Origin of the sequence: Roseovarius ramblicola, assembly GCF_042430665.1 — a bacterium.
In the GTDB taxonomy this organism is placed as follows: domain Bacteria; phylum Pseudomonadota; class Alphaproteobacteria; order Rhodobacterales; family Rhodobacteraceae; genus Roseovarius; species Roseovarius ramblicola.
The window spans coordinates 124,159-149,359 of the sequence record NZ_JBHMEC010000008.1 but is presented as its reverse complement, the minus strand read 5'-3'; the positions used below and the strand labels follow the sequence as shown (position 1 = coordinate 149,359).

At 61.7% G+C, this 25,201-nt stretch carries 27 protein-coding genes and 1 tRNA gene; 18 read left to right on the top strand and 10 right to left on the bottom strand.

Features of this window, described 5'->3' with window-relative positions; translation table 11 throughout:
• Window positions 1–137: 137 nt before the first annotated feature.
• Genes ACFFU4_RS04260 through ACFFU4_RS04250 form a run of 3 tightly spaced genes read left to right on the top strand, consistent with a single transcriptional unit; the run spans window position 138 to window position 3,499 of the window.
• Entirely contained in the window at window positions 138–1,952 is a 1,815-nt protein-coding gene (locus tag ACFFU4_RS04260; RefSeq protein ID WP_377067389.1) for a hypothetical protein, read from the top strand.
• Window positions 1,945–2,964, top strand: coding sequence for a hypothetical protein (locus ACFFU4_RS04255; protein WP_377067387.1), 1,020 nt, complete (start codon window positions 1,945–1,947; stop codon window positions 2,962–2,964). The genes ACFFU4_RS04260 and ACFFU4_RS04255 overlap by 8 nt, the downstream gene beginning before the upstream one ends.
• A gap of 7 nt (window positions 2,965–2,971) precedes the next feature.
• Complete coding sequence (locus ACFFU4_RS04250) at window positions 2,972–3,499, top strand: PhzF family protein (RefSeq protein WP_377067385.1); 528 nt, start codon at window positions 2,972–2,974, stop codon at window positions 3,497–3,499.
• A gap of 271 nt (window positions 3,500–3,770) precedes the next feature.
• Here ACFFU4_RS04250 and ACFFU4_RS04245 read toward each other — a convergent pair whose 3' ends face one another.
• The gene (locus ACFFU4_RS04245) at window positions 3,771–4,619 is read right to left on the bottom strand and encodes a polysaccharide deacetylase family protein (RefSeq protein WP_377067383.1); all 849 of its coding nucleotides are present in this window, start codon (window positions 4,617–4,619) and stop codon (window positions 3,771–3,773) included.
• Between the two features lie 230 nt (window positions 4,620–4,849).
• Here ACFFU4_RS04245 and ACFFU4_RS04240 point away from each other — a divergent pair, with 230 nt between their 5' ends.
• Complete coding sequence (locus ACFFU4_RS04240) at window positions 4,850–6,268, top strand: MATE family efflux transporter (protein WP_377067381.1); 1,419 nt, start codon at window positions 4,850–4,852, stop codon at window positions 6,266–6,268.
• Between the two features lie 114 nt (window positions 6,269–6,382).
• Here the strand turns inward: ACFFU4_RS04240 and ACFFU4_RS04235 are convergent, their stop codons facing one another.
• Together ACFFU4_RS04235 and ACFFU4_RS04230 are read right to left on the bottom strand one after the other, a co-directional pair.
• Window positions 6,383–7,051, bottom strand: coding sequence for a dioxygenase family protein (locus tag ACFFU4_RS04235; protein WP_377067379.1), 669 nt, complete (start codon window positions 7,049–7,051; stop codon window positions 6,383–6,385).
• A 13-nt stretch (window positions 7,052–7,064) separates the two neighbouring features.
• Window positions 7,065–7,670: a dioxygenase family protein gene (locus ACFFU4_RS04230; RefSeq protein ID WP_377067377.1), complete on the bottom strand. Its 606-nt coding sequence runs from the start codon at window positions 7,668–7,670 to the stop codon at window positions 7,065–7,067.
• Window positions 7,671–7,747: 77 nt separating this feature from the next.
• Between ACFFU4_RS04230 and ACFFU4_RS04225 the strand changes: the two genes are divergently transcribed.
• Window positions 7,748–8,539, top strand: coding sequence for an IclR family transcriptional regulator (locus tag ACFFU4_RS04225; protein WP_377067375.1), 792 nt, complete (start codon window positions 7,748–7,750; stop codon window positions 8,537–8,539).
• Between the two features lie 9 nt (window positions 8,540–8,548).
• On the opposite strand, the gene ACFFU4_RS04220 is transcribed toward ACFFU4_RS04225, so the two are convergent.
• Window positions 8,549–9,424, bottom strand: coding sequence for a beta-keto acid cleavage family enzyme (locus ACFFU4_RS04220; RefSeq protein WP_377067373.1), 876 nt, complete (start codon window positions 9,422–9,424; stop codon window positions 8,549–8,551).
• A gap of 1 nt (window position 9,425) precedes the next feature.
• Complete coding sequence (locus tag ACFFU4_RS04215; protein WP_377067371.1) at window positions 9,426–10,766, bottom strand: aspartate aminotransferase family protein; 1,341 nt, start codon at window positions 10,764–10,766, stop codon at window positions 9,426–9,428.
• Between the two features lie 103 nt (window positions 10,767–10,869).
• Between ACFFU4_RS04215 and ACFFU4_RS04210 the strand changes: the two genes are divergently transcribed.
• The 7 genes from ACFFU4_RS04210 (at window position 10,870) to ACFFU4_RS04180 (ending at window position 17,410) form a co-directional block, all read left to right on the top strand.
• Window positions 10,870–12,036 (top strand): CaiB/BaiF CoA transferase family protein, encoded by a 1,167-nt coding sequence (locus tag ACFFU4_RS04210; protein WP_377067369.1) that lies wholly within the window; start codon window positions 10,870–10,872, stop codon window positions 12,034–12,036.
• A 77-nt stretch (window positions 12,037–12,113) separates the two neighbouring features.
• Entirely contained in the window at window positions 12,114–12,908 is a 795-nt protein-coding gene (locus ACFFU4_RS04205; protein ID WP_377067367.1) for an SMP-30/gluconolactonase/LRE family protein, read from the top strand.
• Between the two features lie 12 nt (window positions 12,909–12,920).
• Entirely contained in the window at window positions 12,921–13,820 is a 900-nt protein-coding gene (locus ACFFU4_RS04200; protein ID WP_377067365.1) for a dihydrodipicolinate synthase family protein, read from the top strand.
• Window positions 13,820–14,113, top strand: coding sequence for a (2Fe-2S)-binding protein (locus ACFFU4_RS04195; protein WP_377067363.1), 294 nt, complete (start codon window positions 13,820–13,822; stop codon window positions 14,111–14,113). The genes ACFFU4_RS04200 and ACFFU4_RS04195 overlap by 1 nt, the downstream gene beginning before the upstream one ends.
• Window positions 14,110–15,531, top strand: coding sequence for an FAD-dependent oxidoreductase (locus ACFFU4_RS04190; protein ID WP_377067361.1), 1,422 nt, complete (start codon window positions 14,110–14,112; stop codon window positions 15,529–15,531). The genes ACFFU4_RS04195 and ACFFU4_RS04190 overlap by 4 nt, the downstream gene beginning before the upstream one ends.
• On the top strand, window positions 15,528–16,628 hold the full coding sequence (locus tag ACFFU4_RS04185) for an NAD(P)/FAD-dependent oxidoreductase (RefSeq protein WP_377067359.1): 1,101 nt from the start codon (window positions 15,528–15,530) through the stop codon (window positions 16,626–16,628). The genes ACFFU4_RS04190 and ACFFU4_RS04185 overlap by 4 nt, the downstream gene beginning before the upstream one ends.
• The gene (locus ACFFU4_RS04180) at window positions 16,625–17,410 is read left to right on the top strand and encodes an SDR family NAD(P)-dependent oxidoreductase (protein WP_377067357.1); all 786 of its coding nucleotides are present in this window, start codon (window positions 16,625–16,627) and stop codon (window positions 17,408–17,410) included. Before ACFFU4_RS04185 ends, ACFFU4_RS04180 begins: the two co-directional genes overlap by 4 nt.
• A gap of 240 nt (window positions 17,411–17,650) precedes the next feature.
• Here ACFFU4_RS04180 and ACFFU4_RS04175 read toward each other — a convergent pair whose 3' ends face one another.
• Window positions 17,651–18,127, bottom strand: coding sequence for an Lrp/AsnC family transcriptional regulator (locus ACFFU4_RS04175; protein WP_377067355.1), 477 nt, complete (start codon window positions 18,125–18,127; stop codon window positions 17,651–17,653).
• Between the two features lie 136 nt (window positions 18,128–18,263).
• Between ACFFU4_RS04175 and ACFFU4_RS04170 the strand changes: the two genes are divergently transcribed.
• Window positions 18,264–19,283, top strand: a complete 1,020-nt coding sequence (locus ACFFU4_RS04170; RefSeq protein WP_377067353.1) for a 1-aminocyclopropane-1-carboxylate deaminase — start codon at window positions 18,264–18,266, stop codon at window positions 19,281–19,283.
• 107 nt (window positions 19,284–19,390) lie between these two features.
• Here ACFFU4_RS04170 and ACFFU4_RS04165 read toward each other — a convergent pair whose 3' ends face one another.
• Together ACFFU4_RS04165 and ACFFU4_RS04160 are read right to left on the bottom strand one after the other, a co-directional pair.
• On the bottom strand, window positions 19,391–19,585 hold the full coding sequence (locus ACFFU4_RS04165) for a hypothetical protein (protein WP_377067351.1): 195 nt from the start codon (window positions 19,583–19,585) through the stop codon (window positions 19,391–19,393).
• 78 nt (window positions 19,586–19,663) lie between these two features.
• Window positions 19,664–19,740, bottom strand: a tRNA-Ile gene (locus tag ACFFU4_RS04160).
• A gap of 89 nt (window positions 19,741–19,829) precedes the next feature.
• On the opposite strand from ACFFU4_RS04160, the gene ACFFU4_RS04155 reads away from it, so the two are divergent.
• Genes ACFFU4_RS04155 through nthA form a run of 3 tightly spaced genes read left to right on the top strand, consistent with a single transcriptional unit; the run spans window position 19,830 to window position 21,082 of the window.
• On the top strand, window positions 19,830–20,171 hold the full coding sequence (locus tag ACFFU4_RS04155) for a ScnB-like protein (protein ID WP_377067349.1): 342 nt from the start codon (window positions 19,830–19,832) through the stop codon (window positions 20,169–20,171).
• The gene (locus ACFFU4_RS04150) at window positions 20,164–20,442 is read left to right on the top strand and encodes an SH3-like domain-containing protein (RefSeq protein WP_377067347.1); all 279 of its coding nucleotides are present in this window, start codon (window positions 20,164–20,166) and stop codon (window positions 20,440–20,442) included. The genes ACFFU4_RS04155 and ACFFU4_RS04150 overlap by 8 nt, the downstream gene beginning before the upstream one ends.
• Entirely contained in the window at window positions 20,432–21,082 is a 651-nt protein-coding gene (gene nthA / locus ACFFU4_RS04145; protein ID WP_377067813.1) for a nitrile hydratase subunit alpha, read from the top strand. The genes ACFFU4_RS04150 and nthA overlap by 11 nt, the downstream gene beginning before the upstream one ends.
• 3 nt (window positions 21,083–21,085) lie before the next feature.
• Here nthA and ACFFU4_RS04140 read toward each other — a convergent pair whose 3' ends face one another.
• Window positions 21,086–21,685 (bottom strand): GcrA family cell cycle regulator, encoded by a 600-nt coding sequence (locus ACFFU4_RS04140; protein WP_377067345.1) that lies wholly within the window; start codon window positions 21,683–21,685, stop codon window positions 21,086–21,088.
• Between the two features lie 142 nt (window positions 21,686–21,827).
• Between ACFFU4_RS04140 and ACFFU4_RS04135 the strand changes: the two genes are divergently transcribed.
• Window positions 21,828–22,646 (top strand): ABC transporter permease, encoded by an 819-nt coding sequence (locus ACFFU4_RS04135; protein WP_377067343.1) that lies wholly within the window; start codon window positions 21,828–21,830, stop codon window positions 22,644–22,646.
• A 353-nt stretch (window positions 22,647–22,999) separates the two neighbouring features.
• A complete protein-coding gene (locus ACFFU4_RS04130; protein ID WP_377067341.1) occupies window positions 23,000–24,721 on the top strand; it encodes a type I secretion protein in 1,722 nt (573 codons plus the stop codon).
• A gap of 31 nt (window positions 24,722–24,752) precedes the next feature.
• On the opposite strand, the gene ACFFU4_RS04125 is transcribed toward ACFFU4_RS04130, so the two are convergent.
• Window positions 24,753–25,088 carry a hypothetical protein gene (locus ACFFU4_RS04125; protein WP_377067339.1) on the bottom strand — a complete coding sequence of 112 codons (336 nt, stop codon included), beginning with the start codon at window positions 25,086–25,088 and terminating at the stop codon, window positions 24,753–24,755.
• Window positions 25,089–25,201 lie beyond the last annotated feature (113 nt).

The window sequence follows — 25,201 nt, the reverse complement described above, 5'->3', positions numbered from 1 at the left end:
CATCAAACATCGGAAAAAATGACAGACACCCGTCGAAGATCTTGCGGCAATACATCATGGGTGTCTGTCAATTTCCGCTTCGCCACTACGAAAAACGGCCAAACTTTCCATTGAACGGCCAAGGAGGAAAATGACACATGCCCTTTAATCCCTTTCTCGCCTCTTCAGGCCCCGCATCAGCGTTAAAGGTCGAGACCATGGAGCATGTCCTGACATGGGTTAATGAGCTGTGCGATCGGGAGGAGACGACCAAGAAATCCTACCGTGACGCCGTTATCTGGTCCGGAAAGCATATCCGTAAACCACTTTCGAAGATCAAAGCAGATCGCAACGCCGTGCTGGCCCACTTCGCCGATCATGAGTATTCGAAAGAGTGGGCGAAGACCTTCGAGGCATTCCGAAGACGGAAAAGGAACCTGTCAGCTGCAATCAATGGTGCGACAGGGGTGATTGCCGCACGGGCGGATCGGAACGGTCGGACCGACAGCTGGCGACGACTGATTGCACGACTGACACACCTCTTGAACACACAGCCCAACAACAATTCGGCTCTGCACGAGAAGAAGATCGTTGGCGTTCAGGTTTTGGCCAACCTCGCACGCTCGCTTGAGATTGAGTCATTTGAACTCCGTGGCTCGGCGCTGGGACTTCTCTATAAGGCGGCATCAAGCACCGGTCAGCGCGACGCGGTCATAAAAACATTCGCTTTTCTAAATGAAACGAGAAAGCTGGGCGATGCGGAGGTGCTGGCCTGTCTTCCGAAGGAGCCAATTTCCTTTGTTCGACCAACAGGATCTGCTCGCTTGCAGATACCTGCGGCGCTCTCCGAAGAGCTGGAAATTTGGATCACCATAGCTACGCGTGGACCCTGGTCACCGACCGACAAGTGCTTCGGAGATGGCGTTGACCGCGGCCCCTACACCAACGCCGTTCGAAAAGTCGTCAGCACAGCGATCACGATCAGCTTGTTTCTCGAGACAAATAGGTCAACCGTCGCGTTTGCGTTCGCCGACGATATTCTAACAGAAGTGGTTCGAACCTGGCGCGTATGGGAAATCCAAGCTGATCTGCGAGCGATCAAAGCAGGCACGGCGAACGGCTATCTCGAATACGTTGAAACCTTTCTGAAACGCAACGGAGAGGCGGCCGATCATGTTAGAAACATATTGAAGACTGATAAATGGCTAAAGTCCAGTAGGACCAGTGATACAAAAATGGCGCCTGCCGCACAAAGGTTCTGCCGGCGGGTCGTGCGTGACATGGAAGCAAGAGCCAACTTTTTAGCCCTTCACGTTAAATATCGCAATAAGGCTGAAAAACATCTTCAAAAAGCCAAGACCTGCCGCTTACGGAGAAAACATCACCTCGAGAAAGCGCGCAAATACGGCACTATCGCGGCGTTTGCTGCGTTGGAAACCGATGCCGCCCCTATTCGCATCGGCAGCGCCCTTAGGTGCACTATCAGTGGCCCAAGCCCATGGCTCAACCTCGGCGTGAACAAATCGAGCAACGGCCGTCTATTTGTGCCCGCTGGAAAAAGCAAAAATAAACAGGCGATTCGCGCTCCAATTTCAACAAAAAGCCGAACTCGGGGCATCGAAACCCTCCGTTGGTATGAAAAGAAAATTCGGCCTCTGTTTCCACACCATGATGAAAATGACTTTTTCTTTCCTGCGGTCAAGAGCATGAGTAAATTTCTCCCATACACGACATTGAAAAAATGGTGGGACCAAACGATCGCGGAATTTGGCTTCCCTGGAATGAACCCACACATGTTTCGGCACGGACAAGCTTCAATTCTCATCGCAAATAATCCTGGGAACTGGGCCCACGTAATGGCGCGGCTTGGGGATACCCTCGAGACATGCATGGACTATTATGGATGGATGGATGAGGAGCGCCTAATCGAGGAAGGGCAAAATTTACTTACAAAGGATTTGCCAAATGTCTAACCCGAAATCAATCATTCTTTCCGAAAGGGTCTCGTCCAAGTTTTTCTCTCCCGCGAAAAAACGTGTTGTCGACCGTTTCCTTGAATGGTTCGCGCAGAGCGATGCGACCAAGATCGATCGGCACCTTTTTCTGGCCTACGGCCACGAGGTTGGCACACGGGCGGTTCTCTCCGATCTCGAAAAGGCGCTCTCGACACGTTCGTCCGATGAGCAAGACTTCCGGGCAGAGCTCAGGGCTGCTGTGCTCGATCATCGTCGACGCATGGACGGTAATCCAATGGTCGTCGACATTATCAGTGCCCCATGGTGGATTCCCTTCGTCGCTAACTGCGATCTGGATCGAATTTCCATCTTGGAGATAAGGCGTCTCGACGCATGGTTGCGTTGGATGACGGACAAAGGCCGAACCAGCCCCACGGCCGCCGACTTTCTGGAATACGGTGCACGTTTCGACTCTGAGGTTCCGCTTGTCTCTCTGCAAACAACGCTCGCCAAGCTCGACCTTCCGAACATTCCATCGCTTGCATTGGATCTTCCCAAAGCAATTGCCCAGAAGCGCGCGCAATGTAGGGGGACGCGACACTCACAATCGCGCACGCATTGGCCGCGAGAGCTTTCGGTGGCGCCGGAAGAACTTCCAAGCGACTGGCGAACGACCTTGAAAGCATTCCGATCGCTTGACGCACTATCCGATAACCAAGCGCCTTCCCATAAGACCGTCGGATCACACGAGAGACGGTTGCGTGAGCTCGCTTGGTCGTGTTGCACCACGGGTAATCCAGTTGAACTAACTGCTGAGGCCGTCGCAAGACATGCCCGGATAATGAAACAGCGTGGATGCCGAGCGACCAGCCGCGATATCAATATCAGCTTTCTGGTGCGTTTCGCCGAATACCTCACCACCGCAACCGACACCCGCGCTGCGCCATCTGAAAGCTCCGCACGGATGTCGGTTGCTCCACATGCGCCAATCGGCGTATCAACCCAAAGGGCTCCGGTTCCGGCTGGATGAACGTTCAGTGGCAGGTCACGACGACCCGGACTGGGCGGATACCGGCGTGACCCGCGCGCAGGTGCTTGAGGCGCTCAACCTCGACGAGACGGCGCTGATCGCGGGCGTGGCTCCGACGGTCGTCGATACCGGCAATCGGTTCATGCTGGTGGGGCTCGGCGCTGTCGACGCACTGCGCGCGGTGGGCCCGGACATGGCCGCGATCGAGGATATAAGCGAGCGTCTGGATTTGATCGGATTCTATGTCTTTGCGCCCCTCGACGGTGACGCCGTGGCGACCACGCGGATGTTCGCCCCGCGCTACGGCATCGACGAGGAGGCCGCCACCGGCATGGCCGCAGGTCCGCTCGGCTGCCTGCTTCACGACCGCCTTGGAGCGAAGAAAGACCGGATACTCATCGAGCAAGGTGCCTTGATGACACCGCCCTCGCCCAGCCTGCTCGACGTTCGCCTCACGCGGTCCGCAAGAGAGATCGCCGGCCTGATGGTGGGCGGCTATGGTCGTGTAATCAAGGAGAAGAAGATTCAGTATTGAAATCGTCCGCAAGAGAGTCACACATCCACCATCCGGCGCAGGCCGCAACTATGCGGTAATTGCCCGATTTCGGCGGCCTGCCAATAGCCAGACAGATTTCATTGCGGTCGACAGGGCACCATTGAACGGCTGGCTACCTTCGAAGAACGACCGTTCGTTCGGGCCGAAGCGAGTTCTGGGACAGGGATGGTTTGATTTCAGGGCAGCTCATGTCTGTCCTTTGGTATCTGTGACATGGACACCAGGTGATCTGTTGGAGACCTCTCCTGATTTACCCAGTGAACGGGCCGAGGACGACTGTGCGGCGTTCGACCTGGAACACCTGATTATAGAGTTGAGCCAACCATTGCTTGCCTTCGGTGGTATATTCCAGATGTACGAGCGCAGGCTGGATCAGCGGCTGAACCTGAGACCAGAAAAACTCCGGGTAGCGCTCCATCAAATCCATGGGGTTTGCGTAACCAAGTCGTTCGGCCGTACCGGTTTCAGCGAATTCGTAATAAAGGGCGTTGATCTTGCGATGGTAGAACGGATCGGCCATCTGGCCGATCAGATCGGCCGCCCGCGTCAGCGCCGGCTCGCTTTCGGTGTCGTGATAGGCCGCATCCTCTGGTACCGGGAAACGGGTGTAGTCGATCGCCCGCGCGATGCGTTCCTCGTCGATCGTACGCGAGGGGCCGAATCTGTTGCGAACATAGATCATGCCCCGCTCGACATGCCATTGGGTCAGGCAGGCGTCCGACGCGCCTCGCTCCGGTCTGAAGGTGTTGCCCTTCTCGTCGATCACCAGTTCGGTGTCGGTATCTCCCGGACAGGCACCGCGGGTGTAACCGATGTCGTGCACCAGAAGCGCCAGGATGTAATGCAGCCAGTCGTCCGGCTGAAGCGCTTCTGAAAGAAGCCGCCCTCGCAGGATCTGTTGGCCCACCAACGTCACCATCATCGTATGCTCGGCATTATGGTACAGTGCGTCGGTGTTGCTCAGGCGCTCAAGCACCAGGCGGGCGGATCCCTTTATATACGCAGCATGCTCCGGGGCGCGGCCCGAGAAATAATGCAGATAGGTTTCCGCCAGATAGTCACCGAATGCGTTCGCCATGACTGTCGTGGGATTGAACATGGAGCCGTCCCCTCGCTTTGCCCGTTTAGCCAGGCAGAGGTTATAATTTACGCAAATTCCCTATACAGAAAACACCTTTCGTAACGAGCGGCCTGGTCGAATGGACCCAGCGTATCACGAGACTACCAGCATCTGACCAATGCTGTACACTAGTCGAGTGCAAAGGGGAGATTATGTGGCCCCGGACTACTGGCACGGCCGATGGCCAACTTGACCAAGAGAGATTTGATATGACGACCGGCAACAACAACGGGGTGTTTACCACCGGCAGCATTATGCGTCACGTGTCGGTGACATCTTTCACGGCCAGCATCGGCCTGATGGCGATCTATGCCGTCGATCTGGTTGACCTGATATTCATTTCGATGCTCGGATACGAGGTGCTGGCCGCCGCAGCGGGCTATGCCAGTGCCCTCATGTTCTTTACCAGCGCTATCAATATCGGGGTGTCGGTGGCTGCCGGAGTCCTGGCATCGCGGACAATCGGCGCAGGCAAAATGGAAGAGGCCCAGGAATATGCCACCAGTGCAGCGATATTCTCGGCGTTGTTATCAATTGTTATATCTCTGGTTCTATTGTCAAATATAGAGTTCTTCCTGGGGCTTCTAGGTGCCACGGGCGATGTGGCCGATCTGGCTGCAACCTATCTTTGGATAATCATCCCATTTACGTGGGTATCCGGACTTTCCATGGTATCCGTAGCGGTACTGCGAGGCTATGGTGAGAACCGTAGAGCGATGTACCCATCGCTTTTCGGGGCGCTTACCAACGCCGTGCTCGACCCGATCCTGATCTTTGGTCTGGATATGGGAATGGAGGGCGCGGCCTGGGCGACGGTAGCGGCGCGCTTCATGACGCTGGGCTTCGCACTTTATCCGGCGATGCGCCGCCACAACGCGTTTATCCCGCCCAAGACCTGGTGGCTCTGGCGTGATCTCCGGACGGTTTCACACTTGGCGACTCGGGCTCTGTTGGCAAACGTGGCCTCGCCAATCGGCACCGCGATCGTTACCCGTGAAATGTCGAAATTCGGCCCCGAGGCGATCGCCGGCATGGCGGTGATCGGGCGGCTGACGCCGGTTGCATTCTCGGTAATCTGGGCGCTTTCAGGTGCCATCGGGCCGATCATCGGCCAGAATTTTGGTGCCGGCTATATGGACAGGGTCAAGAAAGCCTATATCGACGCTCTCAAGTTTGTTGCGATCTATGTGATGTTCATCACCATGATCCTGCTGGTTTTCCGTGGCCCGATCGCGGGGCTGTTTGGTGCCGAGAACTTGACGAAGACGCTGATTTTCCTCTTCTGCTTCCCGTTGGCGCTCGCGTCCTTCTTCAATGGCGCAATTTTCGTCGCCAGCGCCTCGTTCAATACGCTGGGCCGACCGTCTTATTCGACATGGTTGAGTTGGGGGCAGAATACACTGGGTACCTGGCCGTTCGTCGTTGTTGGCGGTATGATACTCGGCGCGCCGGGGGTTCTGATCGGGCAGGCCATCGGGAGCGTCGTATTCGCTTCAATGGCGATATGGCTGGGCTGGCGGTTGATCCACAACCCACCGGATGATCGCGGCCTCAGCCGCCATCATCCCCCTCTGTTCGGCCATGGCAGCATCGTCGCGCATACTCTGCACAAACATGTGGGACAGTGATGACCCTTGCCGAGGCTGACCTGACCGATCATCCGCGCATCCGGAGCGAGCCGGGAATCGGAGCAGGCAGGCCGGGGGAGAATTTCCCCGGCGCATAGAGGTTTGACGGCCCGCTTATTCAAAGAATGTCGCGTTCCGGCCACCGGCCACGATATCGAAGCGGTAGCCCTGCTCCACATCAATGTCAGGTGTGTCGTAGGGCGTGCCGATATTCCGCTCGAACGCCTCGCCCATCAGCACTGCCATCGGGTCGGTGGCATTGTTGGGTTCGCCCGGAAAGTACATCTGGGTGATCAGCCGTACCGGCCCGCCGCTGATCGACAGGTGGATGTGCTTGGGCCGCCAGCGCCCGATATCGGGACGCGCGAGGTACGCGCCGGGACTGATGGTCCAGAAACGGTACCGCCCCTCGTCATCGGTCAGCACCCGGCCCATTCCGAAAAATTTCTCGTCGAGCTGCAGCCCGGAATGATCGTCGATATGTCGGTAGCGCCCGTAGTGGTTGGCATTCCAGATCTCCAGCAATGCGCCGCGCACGGGTTTGCCGCTTTCGCTGCACAGGGTGCCGGTGACCTCGATGGGCACGCCATCGGCGCGGGGCAGGTCGGGGCCGATTCGGGTCATGTCCCATTCGTTCTGGCGCGTCACGGCGCGGGCGGGCACCACGGGCACAAAGCTTTCGCGCGCGACCTCGGGGATCAACCGAAGGCGTTTGCGGGGGGTGCGCTGATCGGAGGTGTTATCGGTCGGTCCGATGCCGATCTGTCTGCCGAGTTTGGTCATTTTGGGCGTCTCCTCAGCTTTCAAGGTCGTCAAAGAACGGGGTCTCGGCGTCGCCCGCCATCACGATGTCGAAACGATAGATTTCGGCACCATCCGCGGCGGTGCCGTCGCGCCTTGCCATCAGGCGGGCCCGGTCTGCGGCGTCCAGTTCCTGCAACAGCGGATCGGCGTCATTGGCCGGATGTCCGGCAAAGAACATTTGCGTGACGATCCGGTTGATGCCATCGGAAAACAGCGTGACGGTGATATTGGGCGCGCGGCCCGGCGTAGCTCCGGGCATGACCGTGCGAAAGGAATACTCTCCGCCCCGGCTGCGCAACCGGCCATAGCCGTGAAACCACGGGTCGATATCCGCATGGTCCCTGGTTGCGGGGGTGCGGTACAGGCCTTTGGCGTTGGCTTGCCAGAATTCCATCACCACGCCATGGGCCAGATTGCCGTGCCGGTCGAGAACCCGGCCGCACAGGATGATGTACTGGCCGCTCGCCCCGGCAACCACGCCGGGATGGATGCGGGTCAGATCTTCCAGGCTGTCATCCGCGAAGTAAATCGGAAAATAGGGCCCGCAGGTATCTTCGTTGGTCGGCGGCAGGGCATTTGTCCTTCGCTCCTTGCTCATTGACGTCCTCCATTGAATATCAATCGTTTTGCATCTAAAACGCCTGCGCGCCTCGTGGTAAGGGACTGACCAATCGTATGACTGAATCCGCAAATCATTCCATATACTTCGTTCCGGGTCTGCAACGCGGCCTGCGGGTGCTTGAACTCCTCGGCGCGGCGGAAGAGCCAATGTCGCTGAGCGAGATTGCCCGCAAGATGGAGCTGAGCCGCTCCAGCGCCTTCCGGCTGGTTTACACGCTGCGCTATATGGGCTTTCTCAAGGAGGCCGAGCAGAAGAACACCTACACGTTGGGGGCACGGGTTCTGAACCTCGGGTTCGCCTATCTCAACCAACTGCCAATCACGAGCATCGCGCGCCCCCACCTCGCGGCGCTGCGCGACAAGACCGGGGTCAGCGCGCATCTCAGCGTGCTCGAAGGCCACGACGTGCTTTATCTTGGCAGCCATCAGGCCCGGACCGGATATGTGTCGAACATGGTGACGGGCACGCGCGCCGACGCCTATGCATCGGCCATCGGCTGGTGCCTTCTGTCGTCTCTGAGCGACGCCGAGCTCGCGGCATTTTGCGACGGGCTGGAGATGCGGGCAAAGACCGAGCACACGCCGACCAGCCTCGCCGAACTCAAGGCGCGCGTGGCTCAGGTTCGTGCCGACGGGTTCATTTTTTCGCGCGGCTTTCATCAACCCGGCGGCTCCAGCGTTGCGGTGCCGGTGCGCGACAATATCGGCGCCGTGGTAGCCTGCGTCAATATCTCCGGCCCTGACAGCGGCTTTGATTTTGATCGCATGGACACGTTCTATGTGCCGGAAACGCGGGCGTGCGCACTGCGGATTTCGCGCGAGCTGGGATATGCGGGGCCCGAGTAGCATCGCGCCCTAGCCGATCCCAAGGATCGTGCGGGCCTCGGACGGGCTGGCCATCTCGCCACCCAGGCTGGTGATGATACCGATTGCCTTTTCGACCAGTTGTGCGTTGGATCGGCAATGCTCACCCTTGGCGATATAGGCCGTATCCTCCATGCCGATGCGGCAATGCCCACCCAGCAGCCAGGCCTGCGCAAGCATCGGAAAGGCCATGCGGCCGATGCCGAAACCGGCCCATTCGCTGCCCTCCGGAATTTGGCTGGCGAGATAGGCCATGGTCTCGGGGTTGGCCACGGCACCGAAGCGTACGCCCAGCACCAACTGCACCATCAGCGGCGTCTTGATGATCCCCTTGGCAGTGAAATCCCTGAGCATATGCAGATCGCCCGAATCGAAAATCTCGATCTCGGGTTTGACCCCGGCGGCATGGATGCGGCCTGCCATGATCTCCAGATTGCGCGGGGCGTTTATGACGCTGGCCTCGCCCGACCACATGGTGTTGAAATCCAGCGTGCAGATATCGGGCCGCAGTTCCTCGACATGGGCGACGCGCTTTTCCGGGGCGCAGAGGGTGGAGCCCGGCGCGGCGACCTGCGGGTTGCCGTCGGAAGGCACAAACCGTCCGCCCTCGCCGGTGGTGAGGTTGAGGATGACATCCTCGTTCTTCTCACGGATGCGTTCGACCAGCTCGCGGTATAACGCCAGATCCATCGAGCCCCTGGCGGTGTCAGGGTCGCGCACATGCAAATGCACGATCGAGGCACCTGCCTTTGCCGCATCCAGCGCCTGTTCGGCGATCTCAGCCGGGGTGACGGGCAGGTGCGGGCTGATTTCGGGCGTCATCAGGTTGCCGGTGATCGCGGCGGTGAGGATTGTCTTGCGCGGCATCTCAGCCCTCCATCCGGGCAAGGGTGGTTTCGATCGCCTCAGCCAGCAGCGCAACGATCGTGTCGATTTCTTCCGCTGTCGAAATATAGGCCGGGGCGAGCAAGACATGATCGCCCCGCGTGCCATCGGCGCAGCCCTGCGCCGGGTAGCACATCAACCCCAGGTCCAGCGCGGCGGCGCGGATCGCCGGGGCTAGCCCGGTCGCGACGGGAAAGGGCGCTTTGCTGGTGCGATCCTGCACCAGTTCGACGCTCTGGAACAACCCGCGCCCGCGAATATCTCCGACATTCGGGTGATCCCCCAGACGCGCGAACAGCGCGGCGCGCAGTTGTTCACCGCGCTGCCGGACATTGTCGAGCAGCTTGTCCTTTTCGATCACCTTCTGCACAGCCAGCGCCCCGGCGGTCGCGACGGCATGCGACATATAAGTGTGGCCATTCCACAAAAGGCCGCTGCCGTCCTCGATGGCGTTGACCACTTTCTCGGTCGCCATGACGGCAGCGATGGGCGCGTAGCCAGCCCCCAACCCCTTGGCCAGGGTGGTGATATCGGCGGCGATGCCTTCCTGCTCCAGGGCAAACAGGCGTCCGGTGCGGCCCATGCCACACATGACTTCATCTGCGATCAGCAAGATGCCATGTTCGTCACAGATTTCGCGGATGCGCTTGAAATAGCCCCCGGGCGCGGGCTGTGTGCCCAGTGAGGCACCAACCACCGGCTCGGCGACAAAGGCCATGACTGTCTCGGGGCCCAGTTCGCGGATCCGCGCGTCCAGCAGATTCGCCATGCGAAGGGCGAACTCCGCTTCGGATTCGCCGTCGTGCTTCATCCGGTAGCCATAGGCGGCGTCGATATGGTCGACGTCTATCAGCAGAGGCTGGAATGGCGCGCGTCGACCGGCGTGTCCTCCAGCAGCCAGGGCACCCAATGTGTTGCCGTGGTAGGATGGCGCGCGGGCGATGACCTTGCAGCGGGCATCATCGCCACGCTCCAGATGGTATTGCCGCGCCAGCTTCAGCGCCGCTTCCATCGCCTCGGAGCCGCTGCCCGGATACATCACGCGGCCATTCCCGGTGCCCTCGGGTGCGCGCGCGATCAGGAATCGAGCCAGTTCCTCCGCCGGTTCATTGGTGAAGAAACTTGTATGGGCAAATGCGACGCAGTCAATCTGCGCCTTCAGGGCGGCGCGCACCCGCGCATTGTCGTGGCCGAGGCAAGACACCGCCGCCCCGCCACAGGCGTCCAGGTAGCGTTTGCCATCCTGGTCGATCAGGTAACTACCTTCCCCGCCAGAGACGGTCGGCAAGGTTGTGGTCAATGAGCGGTGAAGCACGTTGGACATGGGCTTGATTCACGTCTTGCATAAGAAACTATGTTTTGTATATTAAACCACGAATGGAGACGCAAGCAGGTTTCCACCCTATTGTGAAAAATGGGAATCACCGATGCCAGGCGCGCTGACAGGGATACGGGTTCTCGAACTGTCGCAGGTTCTTGCGGCACCGTTCTGCGGCTATCAGCTCGCGTTGCTTGGGGCCGAGGTCATCAAGGTCGAGGTCCCCGACGCACCCGATTGCGCGCGCGGGCGCGGGCCGTTGCCGGAGTTGAATGCCAAGGGGATCGGCCTGACGTATCAGGCACAGGGCGGTAACAAGATGGCGCTGGCGCTGGATATCCGCACCGAAGCCGGTCGTGCGGCCTTCATGAAGCTGGCCGAAGGCGCCGATGTCCTGCTGGAGAACTACACAACCGGCGCGCTGAAGGCGCTCGGGCTGGGGTATGAGGCCCTGCGCCAGCACAACCCGCGCATCGTTTATTGTTCGATGACCGGCTATGGCGATCAGGGGCCGCAGGCGGCCAAAGGTGCCTATGACAACACGATCCAGGCCGCGTCTGGAATCATCGCGCAGAGCGGTGGCCACAAACCGGGCGTGTCCTTTGTGGATTATGCGACCGGCTACTCCGCTGCCTTCGCGATCTCGGCGGCACTGTTGCAGCGTGAACGGACCGGGCAGGGCTGCCATATCAGCGCTTCGATGCTGGAAGTTGCCTTGTCGCTGATGGCACCGGAAGCGGCGGCGAAACAGACTTTCCCCGAAGCGCCGAAACCCAGGGAAGCCGGTATTTCGGCATTCGATACGGCCGATGGCAGGTTGATGCTCGGGGCGTTCAAACCGTCGCAATACCGCAAGCTGGGGGCCTGCCTGGCGGCGCTGGGGCATGCGGTTCCTTTGCTTGCCGACATACGCGAATGGTCTGATATCTGGAACAATTCCGACGCGATCCGGGGTACACTTCAGGATATCTTCATTCGGCGCAGCGCCGATGAATGGCAGGCCCTGCTGGCAGCCGCCGATGTGCCTGCCGAGCGGATCGTCACACTGGATGAGGCCGTTGCCGCACCGCAACTCGCCGCGCGTGGCTACTTTGCGCCATCCCCCGCCGACCCCTCCGTTACCCTGCCGCTTGCCGCGTTCACGATGACCGAGGGCGGTGCCGCGCTCCGCCACGCCCCGCCTGTGCTGGGGCAGCACAGTCGCGATGTTCTTGCGGGTGCCGGGTTGTGCGATGCCGAGATCGATGCGCTTTTTGCCAAAGGCATCGCCAAATGATCCACCTTACCGCTCTACCCGCCTTCTCCCTGCCCGAGGAGCACCGTCATCGCGGCGAACCCTCAGCCTGGGCAAGGATGACACGACCGGGCCAGCCGATACATTCCTTCCTGGAAGCGGCGTTCTTTGACGAGGCGCGCAACCTGTGGCTTGCCGACGTCCCCTATGGCCGGATCTTCTGCATCTCGCCCGCAGGCGACTGGCAGGTGATGCACCACATCGACGGCGAACCCCATGCCATGCGGATCGCCCCTGACGGGCGTCATATCGCGGTGGATTACCGCCACGGGCTGATCGAACTGACCGGACCGGACAGCTTCGAGGTGCTTTGCACCGGGCGGGTGGGGCAGCCGTTCCTCGGCCTGTCGGACATGTGCTACGGGACCGACGGCAGGCTCTGGTTCTCGGATAGCGGACGCACATCGCTGAGCGACCCAAGCGGTCGGGTTTACTGCTTGCCGCCTGCGGGGGATTTGCGGCTGCTGCTGGACTGCATTCCTTATTCAAACGGCATTTGCCTCTCGCCCGATGGCGCGTGGCTTTATATCGCCGCGACCCGGGCCAATCAGGTCTGGCGGCTGTCCACCCGTCTGCCCGACAATAGCCAGCCGATGGTCGGCACCTTCCTGCAACTCTCCGGCGGGCTGGGGCCGGACGGGCTGGCGTGCAATGACCGCGGCTGGCTGGCGGTGGCGCAGGCGCAGGCGGGGCGGGCCTATGTCTATGATGCGCTTGGCGATCCCGTGGCCGAGATACGCCTGCCCGAGGGGCTCTGGTCCACATCCGTGGCCTTCCACCCGGACGTGCCGAACCGTCTCTACATCGTCGATGCCCAGACGGGCAGCGTCTTCGCCTCTGACATTCCTGACTGACGGACCAAACCGATGCAAAAAGAAGATCTCCACGGCTATGTGCCGGCCATTGCCACGCCCTTCAACGACAAGGGCGAGATCATGGAAGACGCCTTTGTCGAGCTGTTCGAATTCCTGATCGGGCGGGGCGCGACAACCATCTGCATTGCCGGTGACAACGGCGAAAGCTGGGCACTTTCTGCGGCAGAGCGGGGCCGTCTGGTGCGGCTGGCCAGGGACACGGCGCGGGGGCGCGTCAAGGTTATGATGGGCATTTCCGCCCCCACCATCGACGCCACGCTTTCCTATGTGAAGGCGGCGGAGAAGAGCGGAGGCGACGTGCTCTTGTCGATGCCGCAGACCTATGTGCTCAAGGCGACCGATGCCGAGCTTTATTCGCGGTTCGACAAGGTTTCGGTGGCCACCGACAAGCCGCTGGTGCTCTATAACTCGCCGCGCCGCATGGGGTTTTCTCTGACCGTGGATCAAACCGAGACGCTGCTGAACAATCACAACGTCATCGGCATCAAGGAAAGCCATCGCGACTTTTTCCATCACACCCATCTGCTGCAACGGCTGGGCGACAAGATGTCAGTGATGACCGGTCCCTGCCACTACATCCTGCCGAATTTCACTCTGGGGGCCAAAGGCTTCATTGCGACGGGGCCGGAATTCACCGATCTCAAGCCTTCCGAAATGGCGGCGGTCGGTGCGGGTGCGCCGAACGAGACATGGCGCCACGCGCATTACCAGCTCACCGTGCTCTATGAACTCCTGATGGGCACCGCCACATGGCCCGCCTCTTTCAAGGCGGCGCTTAACCTTATCGGTCTGCCCGCCGGTGTGCCGCGCGATCCGGTGTTGCCCGCTACGCAAGCCGATATCGACAAGATCAAACGCAGCTTCGATATGCTTGGGATCAGCTACTCCTGATGCGCCTGACCCCCGATCAATCGGGCCTGATCCGGCGCACCGCCGAGGTGGCGTTCACCTTTGACGGCGCACCGGTCACAGGCCATGCGGGCGAAAGCCTCGCCTTGGCGCTGATGCGCGCGGGGCATCTGCATCTGCGCGATGCACCCGAGGACGCCGCGCCGCGCGGGGCCTTTTGTTGCATGGGGCTGTGCCAGGAATGCGTGGTGCAGATTGACGGACAAACCGTGGAAAGCTGCCGCAGCGTCGTCGCACCGGGGCTCGCGGTAACCTCGCTGAAAGAGCCGGTATGAGCAGGCATATCGACCTTGCGGTGATCGGGGCGGGCCCCGCCGGGGCGCGCGCGGCGCTCGAAGCCGCTCACCGTGGGCTTTCGGTGACGCTTTTGGACGAGCAGCCCAAACCCGGCGGGCAGGTCTGGCGCGCCAAGAGCGCCGCCATTCTCGATGCTCCACCGACGCCCGAGACGGAAGCGGGCAACCGGCTCCGCCAATCGGTTCAGGATAGCCGGGTTACCCATCTCGGCGAGGCACGGGTCTGGCAAATCGAACGTGCGGAAGACGGCTGGAAACTGCATGTCCTGCGCGACGGGCGCTCTTCGCCGCTGCGTGCGCGGGCGCTGGTGATCGCCACCGGCGCGCGGGAGTTCGTGCAGCCGGTGCCGGGCTGGTCCACGCCGGGTGTGCTGGGGCTGGCCGGGGCAACGGCGCTGTTCAAGCAGGACCTGGCCCTGCCCGGGCAGCGCACGATCGTCTCGGGTACCGGTCCGCTGGTGTTCTTTGTCGCCGCCGAAATCCGCCGTCTGGGCGGCGCGGTTGCTGCCGTCATTACCCCCAACAGCCGGGGCGACTGGTTGCGGGTCTTGCCGGGAATGCTGCAGCGTCCCGATCTGCTGGCGCGCGGGGTGAGTTGGGTTGCCGATCTGATGCTGGCCGGGGTGCCGATCCACTGGCGCCACGCTGTGAGCGCGGTTGACGGCGGCAGCGCCGTAGAGGCGGTCAGCTTCCGCAAGCTCGGCGCCGACTGGACGCCGACAGGCGAGGCCCGCCGGATGTCGGCGGACAGCCTGTGCCTCGGCAATGGGCTGATTCCGACGGTCGAGGCGGCGCAACTGGCAGGGGTGGAACTGGAGCATTGCCCCGAACTGGGCGGCTGGGTGCCCCGGCATGGTGAAGACGGTACGACCGGGGTGCCGGGGCTGTTCCTCTGCGGTGATGGTGCGGGCATTCGTGGCGCGGCCGCGGCCGAAATCCACGGCAGGCTGGCCGGTCTGAGCGCGGCGCAGCATCTCGGTGCCGACACGCGGGCCGAGCGGGCGCGGCTGCACCCCGGCTACGTCCGTGCGGCGCGCTTTGGCATGGCGATGACGGCGCTCAGCACGCCGCGTGCGGGGCTGGCGCAGTTGACGACCGAAGACACCATCGTTTGCCGCTGCGAAAGCCTGACACGCGCTGCAATCGCCGCCGAAATCGCCGGGGGCGCAAACAGCACAAATGCGGTGAAATCCGGCCTGCGGGCGGGTATGGGGGCCTGCGGCGGCAAGTTTTGCCAGACGGCGGTTGCCCGGATGATCGCGAAGGCCGAGGGCCGCGCCGAATCCGATGTCCCGCCCCCCACGGCGCGCCCGCCATTGCGCCCCGTGCCCGTCGCCGCGCTGGCCGGGGATTTCGATTATTTCGATCTCCCGATCCCGAGACCGGCACCGCTATGACTCAAGTCTACGACATAGCAATCATCGGAGGCGGCATCATGGGATGCGCTGCCGCGTTGCGGGTACGCGAGGGCGGGATGGTGCCGATTGTGCTCGACCAGGGGGATCTCGGACAGGGCGCCTCGGGGGTGAACGCCGGGACTCTGAGCCTGCAGATCAAACGCGTCAAGCTGATGCCTTATGCGCTGAAAGGCCACCACGAGTGGGAGCGCATGGGCGACGCCGTGGGCTTTCAGAAAACCGGCGGCTATACTCTGGCCTTCACCGAACGCGAGGCCGCGCTGCTGCATGAGCGGCAGGCGCGGAAGGCATCGGCGGGTGCGCCGATAACATTTGTGTCGCCACACAGGGTGCACAAGGCCGAACCCAAACTGGCGCAAAAGGTCCTGGCGGCGAGCTATTGCCCCGAGGATGGCTATGCCAATTCGTCTCTGACAGGGCAGTATTTCCGCGGACGGCTGCGCGATCAGAACATCGCTTTTCGCGAGCGCTGTCCGGTGACGGCAATTGACCGGGCGGGCGATGGTTGTACGCTTGCCACATCCTCTGGCCCGATCCACGCAAGGCGGCTGCTGTTGGCGGCGGGGGCCTGGCTGAAACCCGTCGCGGCGCTTTTGGGTGTCGATCTGCCGGTGCAGGCGCGGATCAACACCGTCTCGGTGACCGAGCGCATGCCGCCACTGGTTTCGACCATGATCGGCCATGCCACCGGCCTGTTGACCATGAAGCAGAAACCGAACGGCACCGTGCTTGTCGGCGGCGGCTGGCAGGGGCGCGGCACGCCGCAGGGCGGGCGCGGTCAGGTCACAGCGGCCAGCGTGCAGCCCAACCTTGCGCTGGCGCAATATGCGCTGCCTGGTCTGGCGAGAGCCCGCGTGCTGCGCAGCTGGACCGGGTTTGAGGCCAATGTGCCCGATTTCTACCCGCTCGCGGGCGCTTTGCCGGGGGTGGGGAACGCCTTTGTGCTGGGTTGCGTGCGCGGCGGCTATACCATCGGCCCCTATATCGGGCGCCTGATGGGTGATTTCATTCTGGGCCGGGAGCCGGAACTGCCCCTGTTCGATCCCGCCCGCAACTTCGATCAGGAAACCACATGAGCCCGATTTCAAACGATAAATCCCGCCTCGACGGCAAGCTCGCCATTGTCACCGGCGGTGGCAGTGGCATTGGTGAGGCCACCGCCAAAACCTTTGCCGAAGCGGGAGCCACCGTCGTCGTCACCGGTCGTCGGCTGGAGCCGCTGCAACGGGTGGCTGACGCGCTCGGCGGCCACGCCCTCGCCTGCGACGTCTCCGATCAGGCACAGGTCAGGGCGATGTTTGCCGACGCACAGGCGATCACCGGCGCGGTCGATGTGTTGGTCAACAACGCCGGCGGGCCGGGCCCGATCGCGCCTGTCGCCGAGGTGGACATGGGCGATTGGGTCGCCTGCATGAACGTCAACCTCGTCGGCGCGATGTATTGCCTGCAGGAGGCGGCGCGGATCATGTCGGCGCAGCGCTCCGGCTCGATCATCAATATGTCATCGTTGATGGGCATTCAGGGCTACCCGATGCGCTCGGCCTATGTGGCGTCGAAATTCGCGTTGATCGGGATTACCGAGACCATGGCACGCGAGCTGGGTCCCGTCGGCGTGCGGGTCAACGCGCTGATGCCGGGCGCCGTGTCGGGCGAAAACATGGACCGCATCCTCGCGCGCCGCGCCGAGGCCGAGGGCCGCCCCGTCGAGGAGATCGAGCGCGAGAATTACACCGATGTGGCGGCGCTGAAACGCTGGGTCGCACCCGAGGAAGTGGGCCGTGCGGCGCTCTATTACGCCTCCGACCTCAGTTCGGCGATTACCGGCGACAAGATGAAGGTCGATTGCGGGCGGTTCTAGAGCCACGGCGAATGTCCGGGGCGGAGAATGGTATGGAAGCGCTGCACCACCATGCAAGCCAAGGACGTGACCGCGACGCTCAACCTCGCGCTGGAAGCTTCAGGATGCGACACTGCGACTGTCGTCGCCAGAGCAGGACTGCTCGGTCTCGACCTTCTGCCCGGCGATCCCGAGTACCGGATCGGGGCCTTCGTCGAGTACACCACGACGGACACGCCAACAGCCGCGAACGGTGACTCTTTAGAAGGCGAGCGGCGCGTTCTCCTTGATTTCCTTCAACACAAAGAAGGTCCTGATCTGCCGGACGCCGGGTAGCGCAATGAGCATCCTGGTGTGCAACGTATTGAAGCTGATCATGTCTCGCACCCGGATCTTGAGAAGATAGTCAAAATCCCCTGCAACCAGGTGGCAATCGAGCAGTTCCTTCATGCCATCGACCGCCTGTTCAAATTCGGCAAAGCTCTGAGGCGTTGAGCGGTCAAGGATCACCCCAACCATGACCAGGGTACCAAGATCGACCGATGCCGGATTCACATGCCCCATCACTTTGGACAAGTGTCCCGCCTCGGTCAGTGCCTGCGTGCGTCGGTGGCAGGTCGCGGGACTGATATTGGTGGCCTTGGCCAGTTCTGCATTTGTCAAACGCCCGTTTGCTTGCAGGTGGCGCAGGATATTTCTGTCGATTCGATTCAGTACTCTGTTGAAAGATTCTTCCATTTTTTACCACTTTTTGTCGCTGCTTAGGATTTTTGGAGATCATAATTTTAAATCGTGTAAAATCACAGGGCCAGCTTCGAAAGCACCTTTCGTTCTCTCCATGTTATGCCTTGACCAGGCAAACAGGAGAACGCCCATGTCGCTGCTCGACAATTTCGAACGCTACCCGCTTACTTTCGGCAAAACCGCCATCGAGCACCTGCCGCGCCTGACCGAGGCTGTCGGGGCAGATGTGCAGATCTACGCCAAGCGCGAGGATTGCAATTCCGGTCTGGCATTCGGCGGCAACAAGTTGCGCAAGCTGGAATATATCGTCCCCGACGCGATTGCGAGCGGGGCGGATACGCTGGTCTCCATTGGTGGGGTGCAATCGAACCACACGCGCATGGTCGCGGCGACGGCGGCCAAGATCGGCATGAAATGCGTGGTCATCCAGGAAAAATGGGTTCCCCACTATGATGCCGTCTACGACCGCGTGGGCAACATCATGCTGACCCGTCTGATGGGCGCTGACAGCCGGTTGGTGGATGACGGGTTCGACATCGGCATCCGCAAATCCTGGGAAGAAGCGATCAAATCGGTCGAGAACGCGGGTGGCAAGCCATATCCGATCCCGGCAGGGGCGTCCGTGCACAAGTACGGTGCCTTGGGCTATATCGGGTTTGCCGAAGAGGTTGCCGAACAAGAGGCCGAACTCGGGTTCAAGTTCGACTACATCGTTGTCTGCGTTGTGACGGGCTCGACCCAGGGCGGCATGATCGTTGGCTTTGCGGACCAGGGCCGTGCCGACCGTGTAATCGGTATCGACGCTTCGGGAACGCCCGATCAGACACGGGCGCAGGTACGCTCCATCGTGGACAACACTGCCGATCTGGTTGGGCTGGGTCGCGAGGTGAGGGACGATGAAATCCACATCAACCCCGACTATGCATATCCAGCCTACGGTGTGCCATCCGACGCAACCAACGACGCAATCCGGCTGGCCGCGAAGACCGAGGCGATGATGACCGATCCGGTTTATGAAGGCAAATCCATGCAGGGCATGATCGATCTGGCTCAGAAGGGCTTTTTCCCGAAAGGTTCCAGAATCCTCTACGCCCATCTGGGCGGTGCACCGGCGCTGAACGGCTACAGCTACTATTACAAAGACGGCTGAGCCCCTGCCGAAATACAAAGCGTTCCCGGTGCAGTCGCCCTCATCGCGCTCTGCGACCCGTTCCAGGGCCTCCAGCTCAGCACTGCAAAGCGCTCGGGCATCATGCGTCATTCATCACTGACGCAACCGGCGATAGCATCGCGCAGCCGCTGCACGAGGAGATCATCAATGCTGACAGATGGCCCGCGCGGATCATTGCGCAGCTCAGTTTTCCCGAAGATCCCGCGTCGCTCTTCAGGCACCACCAGCCGGGCATCGTAGCGCCCACCGCGATTCACCAAATGCCTGACCTTGCCCGCCATGACGATCCCCGTTTGTAACCATCACACGGACAACGCCCCTGCTATGCAAGGGTATTATTTGATTTCAATGGGATGGACTGGTAGGCCCGGAGGGACTCGAACCCCCAACCAAGGCGTTATGAGCGCCCTGCTCTAACCGATTGAGCTACAGGCCCGACCTGATCACCTGCTACCACGCCGCAGGCGACGGTCAAGGCTTTCATGCGCTCTGGACAGGGTGCGCGGCCCTGCCTAGTCTCGGGCCATGACCGATACCGATGGACGACGCTGGCACGACATGGGCGGGCAGGACGCGGGGCCTGTGCCGATGGAGGGCCATGATTTCGCGCTCTGGGAAAAGCGCGTGGATGCGCTGATGGTGCTTTGCGGGCAGAAGGGGCTCTTTACCGTCGATGGGTTGCGTCGCGCGCTCGAGGACATGGGCGAGGACGCGTTCGAGAAATACAGCTACTACGAACGCTGGATCGCCGCGGTGAACCAGAACCTGATCGAGGCCGGGGCCTACAGTATCGAAGAACTGGCCGCGCGCATGGACGAGATCGCCGCGCGTGGGCCCACCTATGGCGAGGCGCAGGGCGATGGCTGAGCGGGTGCGCGTCAAGGCGCTCAACCCGCCGGGTCATGTGCGCGCGCCGTGGTACCTGCGCGGCAAGCAGGGCGTGATCGAGCGCCCGTTGGGCACCTTTTCCAACCCCGAGCAACTGGCCTATGGCCTCGCCGCCGATGGCAAGCCGCTCTACCGTGTGCGCTTCACCATGTCCGAAATCTGGGGCGAGGCGGCGGAAAACCCCGACGACACGCTCGACGCCGAGATCTACGGCCACTGGCTGGAAAGGCTGGATGCCCATGCCCCATGACCATCACGACCATTTTCACCACGAGGGGATGAGCCCCTCGGGCCACCCCTACCGCACCGACAACGACACACCGCTCAGCTACTGGCAACGGATGGAGACCGCGGTGCGCGAGTTGCTGGTGGAAAAGGGTCACCTGACCCTCGCCGAAATCGCCGCGCAGATCGGGGCGATGGATGCCCGCAGCCCCGCCAACGGCGCGGCGGTGGTGGCGCGGGCGTGGACCGATCCGGCGTTCAGGGCGCGGCTGCTGGACGATGCCTCGGAGGCGAGCCGCGAGATGGGGTTCGACATCGGGCCGCTCAACCTGATCGCGGTGGAGAACACCGAGGATACGCACAATCTCATCGTCTGCACGCTTTGCTCGTGCTATCCGCGCAACCTGCTGGGCCTGCCGCCCGACTGGTACAAGACCCGCGCCTATCGCAGCCGCGCCGTGCGCGAACCGCGCGCCGTACTGCGCGAGTTTGGCCTCGACCTGCCCGATCATGTGACGGTGCGCGTGCATGACAGCACCGCCGACATGCGCTATATCGTCCTGCCCGCCCGCCCCGACGGCACCGAGGGGCTGGACGAGCGGCAACTCGCCGCGCTGGTCACGCGCGATTCCATGATCGGAACGGGGCTGCCGCGCAGGCCATAAGGCTCAGCGCTTGCGGTCGCGGCGGCTCGACATCGGCTGGAAGGCGACGCCCACATGCGCCTCGCAATAGGGCTTGCCGGTTTGCACGGGCAGGCCGCAGAACCAGAAATCCTCGGTCGCCGGGTCGCCCACGGGCCATTTGCAGGTCCGCTCGGTCAGTTCCATCAGCGACAGCCGCTTGGCCTTCTTCTCGACCTCGCTCACCTTGGCGAGCGCCTCGGGGTCGATTTCGTTGGCCGAGGGCTGCGGCGGCAGCGGCTGGCCCGCCGGGATGATCGCCTTGACGCGCACGGGCGCGGCGGACGCCGGGCTGTCCGCTCCGGCGGTTTCGCCGGATGCCACTGTCTCGGCGGGAGCGGCGGGCTTGGCGGCCGGCTTCGGCGCAGGCTTGTCCGTCGGTTTCGGAGCCTCGGCCTCGGGCGCGGCGGGTGCGGCATTGGCCGCCGGGGCCGAGCCGTTGCGATTGGACAGCCCGAGCCGGTGGACCTTGCCGATCACGGCATTGCGGGTCACACCGCCAAGCTCCTTGGCGATCTGGCTGGCCGACTGGCCCTCGCCCCACAACCTCTTCAACAGCTCGACGCGCTCATCGCTCCACGACATTCGGGGCTTCCCTTGCATTGAAAGGCGGCCAAGGCATTTCCCGCCCGCCGCCTTGTCATCTCGACCGGCCTCCTATTCTAATCACTCGACGATGAGTTACAAGGCATCGAATCGCAACGCGCAACGCAGACAGGAGCCCCCCATGACCGATCCCTCCCCCTCCGCCTCGATGCCGATGGGCGCGCGGCGCTTCGGGCGGGTCAACTGGCTGGGTCTGCTCACGCTGGCCGAACGCGAGAATCGCCGCTTCCTCGCCGTGTGGACGCAGACCCTGCTCGCGCCGCTGATCACGGCGGGGCTGTTCATGATGATCTTTTCCATCGCCATCGGGCCGCGCAGGGGCGACGTGATGGGGGTGGATTTCACCACCTTCATCGCGCCGGGTATCCTGATGATGACCGTGATCCAGAACGCGTTCGCCAACACCTCTTCCTCGATCGTGATCTCCAAGGTGCAGGGTAATATCGTCGATACCCTGATGCCGCCGCTCTCGGGCGGCGAGCTGGTGCTGGGCTACCTCGCCGGCGGTGTCGGGCGCGGCCTGCTGGTGGCGCTGGCGATCGGCGCAGGGCTGTTCCTCGTGCTCGGCATCGTTCCGGCGCATCCGCTGCTCGCGCTGGCCTTCGTGACGCTCGGGGCCGCGTTCATGAGCGGGGCAGGCATCGTCGCGGGCATCTTCGCCAACAAGTTCGACCAGATGGCGGCGATCACCAATTTCGTCGTCACGCCGCTCGCGTTCCTATCGGGTACGTTCTACTCGGTCGAGGCGTTGCCACCGGGGCTCTATGCCATCAGCCACGTCAACCCGGTGTTCTACCTTATCGACGGCGCGCGCTACGGCATGATCGGCGTTTCCGACAGCGCGCCGATGCTGGGCCTCGCTGTCGGTACCGTCGCGACCGTTGCCATATGTCTGCTGGCCTGGCTGATGCTCGCGCGGGGCTACCGGCTCAAGGTCTGAGGTCGGGGAACGCGGCACAGGAAGCATATATCCAAATATGAGTCCACAAAGGTTTTTTATTCTTCTCCTGGTTGAGTTATACTACTTATAGGCGATTTTTCCTTGGTCGTGCCAAACGGGTGGCCACGATGCGCTGAAGCGGGCATCGCGTCATTGGGATGGAGCGGGCAGAAAACCTGGACCGCCGGGATATTTGGCGGCGCGGGGCCTTTCGCATTGAGATGCCAAGTTCGGAAAAAGCAAGATCGGCGGTGAGGGTAACGCTCCCTTAAAGTCTTTAGGTCTGGCGACGTTGTCTTGTCTGTAAGCGTGCAAGTTCGATCAGATGTGTCTGATCGTTTGGAGAGCGTGCGATGACTTTTGTCCTTTTTGCTCAAGATGTTTCCCAAAATACCTACACTACGGCACATTTCGGCGGCAACGTCTTGGCGCTTGATGATCGGTTCGGCGACGAGGGCACCACCGACGAGACGTTCGCCACGCTCAACATCGATTTCGCGCGCTACCCGGGTGGGTCGCTCACGGAAAACTGCTTTTGCATTGCGACGCCAAATGACGAAACGGTCATTGACCGTAACACCGGTGAGGAATTCGATATCCTGCCGCTGGACGAGATGTTCAGTTATGCCCATGCAGAGGGGATCGCTGTCAGCATGGTGATCCCGACGCGAATCTTCATCGGTGAGGAAACCGATGACAATGGCGACCGTCTCGCCAATGTCGATGAGCCCAAACTGCGCGAGTTCATCAGTGGGATAGCGGACGGGACATTCGGGCCGACACCCGCGATTCAGGCGTTCGAACTGGGCAATGAATACTGGAACAGCGGCGAGATGAATGCCATCGAGTACGCCCGTGTCTCCAACGAGATGGCCCGCATCATCGACGACGAGATGACCAGCAATGTCAACGCGACGGCATTTGCCGAGACCGATATCCTCGTGCAGATGGGATTGAATTACGGCTTTTCGAGCCTGAGCGACCGATTCGAGGGGACCTCGCAGGAACAACTTGCCGCAGTCAACGAGACCTACGGGCTCAACCTCGCGGAAGAGGACTTCATCTATGGCTCCGGCGAAGTCGCGTGGGCAAAGGTCAACAACGCGATCATAGTCAACGAATTCGACACGCCCGATGAACAGGCGAGCATCGACGGTGTCATCGCGCACATCTATTCGAGGGGCGAGGATGTTCCCAACAGCCGCTATTTCGAACTCTCGCAGATCGACGACACTTGGCTTCAGGAGATGCCCGAACTCAAGACCTATGTCACCGAATGGAACCTCAAACGCACCGTGAACGACACCCGCGACGAGGAATTCGGGCTCAAACAGGCGCACGAGATGCTCAATGTCGTCGAGGCGTTCGATTGGGCCGGGGTCGATGCCGCACACGCCTGGCCAGTGCATCTCAACGCGCGAACAAGCCTTGCAAATGAATCCGACGGCGAACTGCGCGTGCCGGGCGAGATGTTTCGCCTGATGAAAGAAACCCTGCCCGGCACCCGGGTCCTGACGTTCGACGGCAGCGAAGGCCGCGAAACAGAAATCGAGGGCGAGACGGCGGATGTTCACACGTTCTTCGCCGAAGACCGTCTTGTGACGTTTCTCGCATCGAACGGTGGCCCCGCGAATGAAGAGGTAGTCGATTTCAACAACCTCGTCAGCGACCCGGGGGACGTGTTCATCACCCGGCTGGGCGTGGCCGAGGGAGAGGACCCGACCAGCTCCGTCGCGACACCGGAAGTGGTTTCGGAGGATGTCGACGCACTGTTCGAGGACGGCGTCCTGACGGCCGATATTGCCCCTTACGAGATATTGATGGTTGAGATGTTCGATCCGGTCTACACCGGGGACGTTCTGGCAGCCGCGGGGACGCAGGTACCGGATGAAGAGACCCCGCCACCCGACGAGGACGATGGCGACTTTCCCCTGCCCGAATTGCCCACCGACCCGGAAGAGCCACCCATGCCCCCTGAAGAGGATATCTCCGCAGGCGGTGATGGCGGCGACGGGGGCGGCCTCGGATTTCTCGGCCTGGCCTTGCTGCCGCTCCTGCTGCTCGCCGCGGCGTGACCTGCCCGGGCCGCGTGCCCATGCCCGCGGATCACCGGCAGACGCGCTCGGCGCGTTCCGCATAGGCGGTATAGACCTCCCAGAATCGCTGGTCGCGTCGGCGGTCCGATTGCCGCATGTCCTGCGCCGACTGGAGGTCGCGGTAGAAGCCGACGGCGCGGCGCTGATCGGCACCGTTCAGCGTGTCATTGGCCACCGCCTGGATGCAGCCGCAAAGCGCGGGCGAGCGTGCCTTGCGGCCGGACGCGAGACAGGCATCCGAAATCGGACCGGACGCCACCGGCCTGCCGCCACCGCCGCCGAAGCGATCCGGCCCGCCGCAGGCCGAAAGGCCAAGGATGAGCCCAAGGAGAATCAGGGGTTTCATTGCCCGGTGCCTCGTTTCTTGTTGCCGCGTGAATGCCGCATGTGGCCGGATTTTTCAATTCACATCCGCCACGCGGGCTGCGATGGTTCCGGGGCCGGACCCCAGCGAAAAGC

Excerpts from the sequence above, each read along its gene's own strand:
- ACFFU4_RS04260 (WP_377067389.1), top strand. The coding sequence starts at position 138 with ATGCCCTTTAATCCCTTTCTCGCCTCTTCAGGCCCCGCATCAGCGTTA.
- ACFFU4_RS04255 (WP_377067387.1), top strand. The coding sequence starts at position 1,945 with ATGTCTAACCCGAAATCAATCATTCTTTCCGAAAGGGTCTCGTCCAAG.
- ACFFU4_RS04245 (WP_377067383.1), bottom strand. The coding sequence starts at position 4,619 with ATGTTCAATCCCACGACAGTCATGGCGAACGCATTCGGTGACTATCTG.
- ACFFU4_RS04240 (WP_377067381.1), top strand. The coding sequence starts at position 4,850 with ATGACGACCGGCAACAACAACGGGGTGTTTACCACCGGCAGCATTATG.
- ACFFU4_RS04235 (WP_377067379.1), bottom strand. The coding sequence starts at position 7,051 with ATGACCAAACTCGGCAGACAGATCGGCATCGGACCGACCGATAACACC.
- ACFFU4_RS04230 (WP_377067377.1), bottom strand. The coding sequence starts at position 7,670 with ATGAGCAAGGAGCGAAGGACAAATGCCCTGCCGCCGACCAACGAAGAT.
- ACFFU4_RS04225 (WP_377067375.1), top strand. The coding sequence starts at position 7,748 with ATGACTGAATCCGCAAATCATTCCATATACTTCGTTCCGGGTCTGCAA.
- ACFFU4_RS04220 (WP_377067373.1), bottom strand. The coding sequence starts at position 9,424 with ATGCCGCGCAAGACAATCCTCACCGCCGCGATCACCGGCAACCTGATG.
- ACFFU4_RS04215 (WP_377067371.1), bottom strand. The coding sequence starts at position 10,766 with ATGTCCAACGTGCTTCACCGCTCATTGACCACAACCTTGCCGACCGTC.
- ACFFU4_RS04210 (WP_377067369.1), top strand. The coding sequence starts at position 10,870 with ATGCCAGGCGCGCTGACAGGGATACGGGTTCTCGAACTGTCGCAGGTT.
- ACFFU4_RS04205 (WP_377067367.1), top strand. The coding sequence starts at position 12,114 with ATGACACGACCGGGCCAGCCGATACATTCCTTCCTGGAAGCGGCGTTC.
- ACFFU4_RS04200 (WP_377067365.1), top strand. The coding sequence starts at position 12,921 with ATGCAAAAAGAAGATCTCCACGGCTATGTGCCGGCCATTGCCACGCCC.
- ACFFU4_RS04195 (WP_377067363.1), top strand. The coding sequence starts at position 13,820 with ATGCGCCTGACCCCCGATCAATCGGGCCTGATCCGGCGCACCGCCGAG.
- ACFFU4_RS04190 (WP_377067361.1), top strand. The coding sequence starts at position 14,110 with ATGAGCAGGCATATCGACCTTGCGGTGATCGGGGCGGGCCCCGCCGGG.
- ACFFU4_RS04185 (WP_377067359.1), top strand. The coding sequence starts at position 15,528 with ATGACTCAAGTCTACGACATAGCAATCATCGGAGGCGGCATCATGGGA.
- ACFFU4_RS04180 (WP_377067357.1), top strand. The coding sequence starts at position 16,625 with ATGAGCCCGATTTCAAACGATAAATCCCGCCTCGACGGCAAGCTCGCC.
- ACFFU4_RS04175 (WP_377067355.1), bottom strand. The coding sequence starts at position 18,127 with ATGGAAGAATCTTTCAACAGAGTACTGAATCGAATCGACAGAAATATC.
- ACFFU4_RS04170 (WP_377067353.1), top strand. The coding sequence starts at position 18,264 with ATGTCGCTGCTCGACAATTTCGAACGCTACCCGCTTACTTTCGGCAAA.
- ACFFU4_RS04165 (WP_377067351.1), bottom strand. The coding sequence starts at position 19,585 with ATGGCGGGCAAGGTCAGGCATTTGGTGAATCGCGGTGGGCGCTACGAT.
- ACFFU4_RS04155 (WP_377067349.1), top strand. The coding sequence starts at position 19,830 with ATGACCGATACCGATGGACGACGCTGGCACGACATGGGCGGGCAGGAC.
- ACFFU4_RS04150 (WP_377067347.1), top strand. The coding sequence starts at position 20,164 with ATGGCTGAGCGGGTGCGCGTCAAGGCGCTCAACCCGCCGGGTCATGTG.
- nthA (WP_377067813.1), top strand. The coding sequence starts at position 20,432 with ATGCCCCATGACCATCACGACCATTTTCACCACGAGGGGATGAGCCCC.
- ACFFU4_RS04140 (WP_377067345.1), bottom strand. The coding sequence starts at position 21,685 with ATGTCGTGGAGCGATGAGCGCGTCGAGCTGTTGAAGAGGTTGTGGGGC.
- ACFFU4_RS04135 (WP_377067343.1), top strand. The coding sequence starts at position 21,828 with ATGACCGATCCCTCCCCCTCCGCCTCGATGCCGATGGGCGCGCGGCGC.
- ACFFU4_RS04130 (WP_377067341.1), top strand. The coding sequence starts at position 23,000 with ATGACTTTTGTCCTTTTTGCTCAAGATGTTTCCCAAAATACCTACACT.
- ACFFU4_RS04125 (WP_377067339.1), bottom strand. The coding sequence starts at position 25,088 with ATGAAACCCCTGATTCTCCTTGGGCTCATCCTTGGCCTTTCGGCCTGC.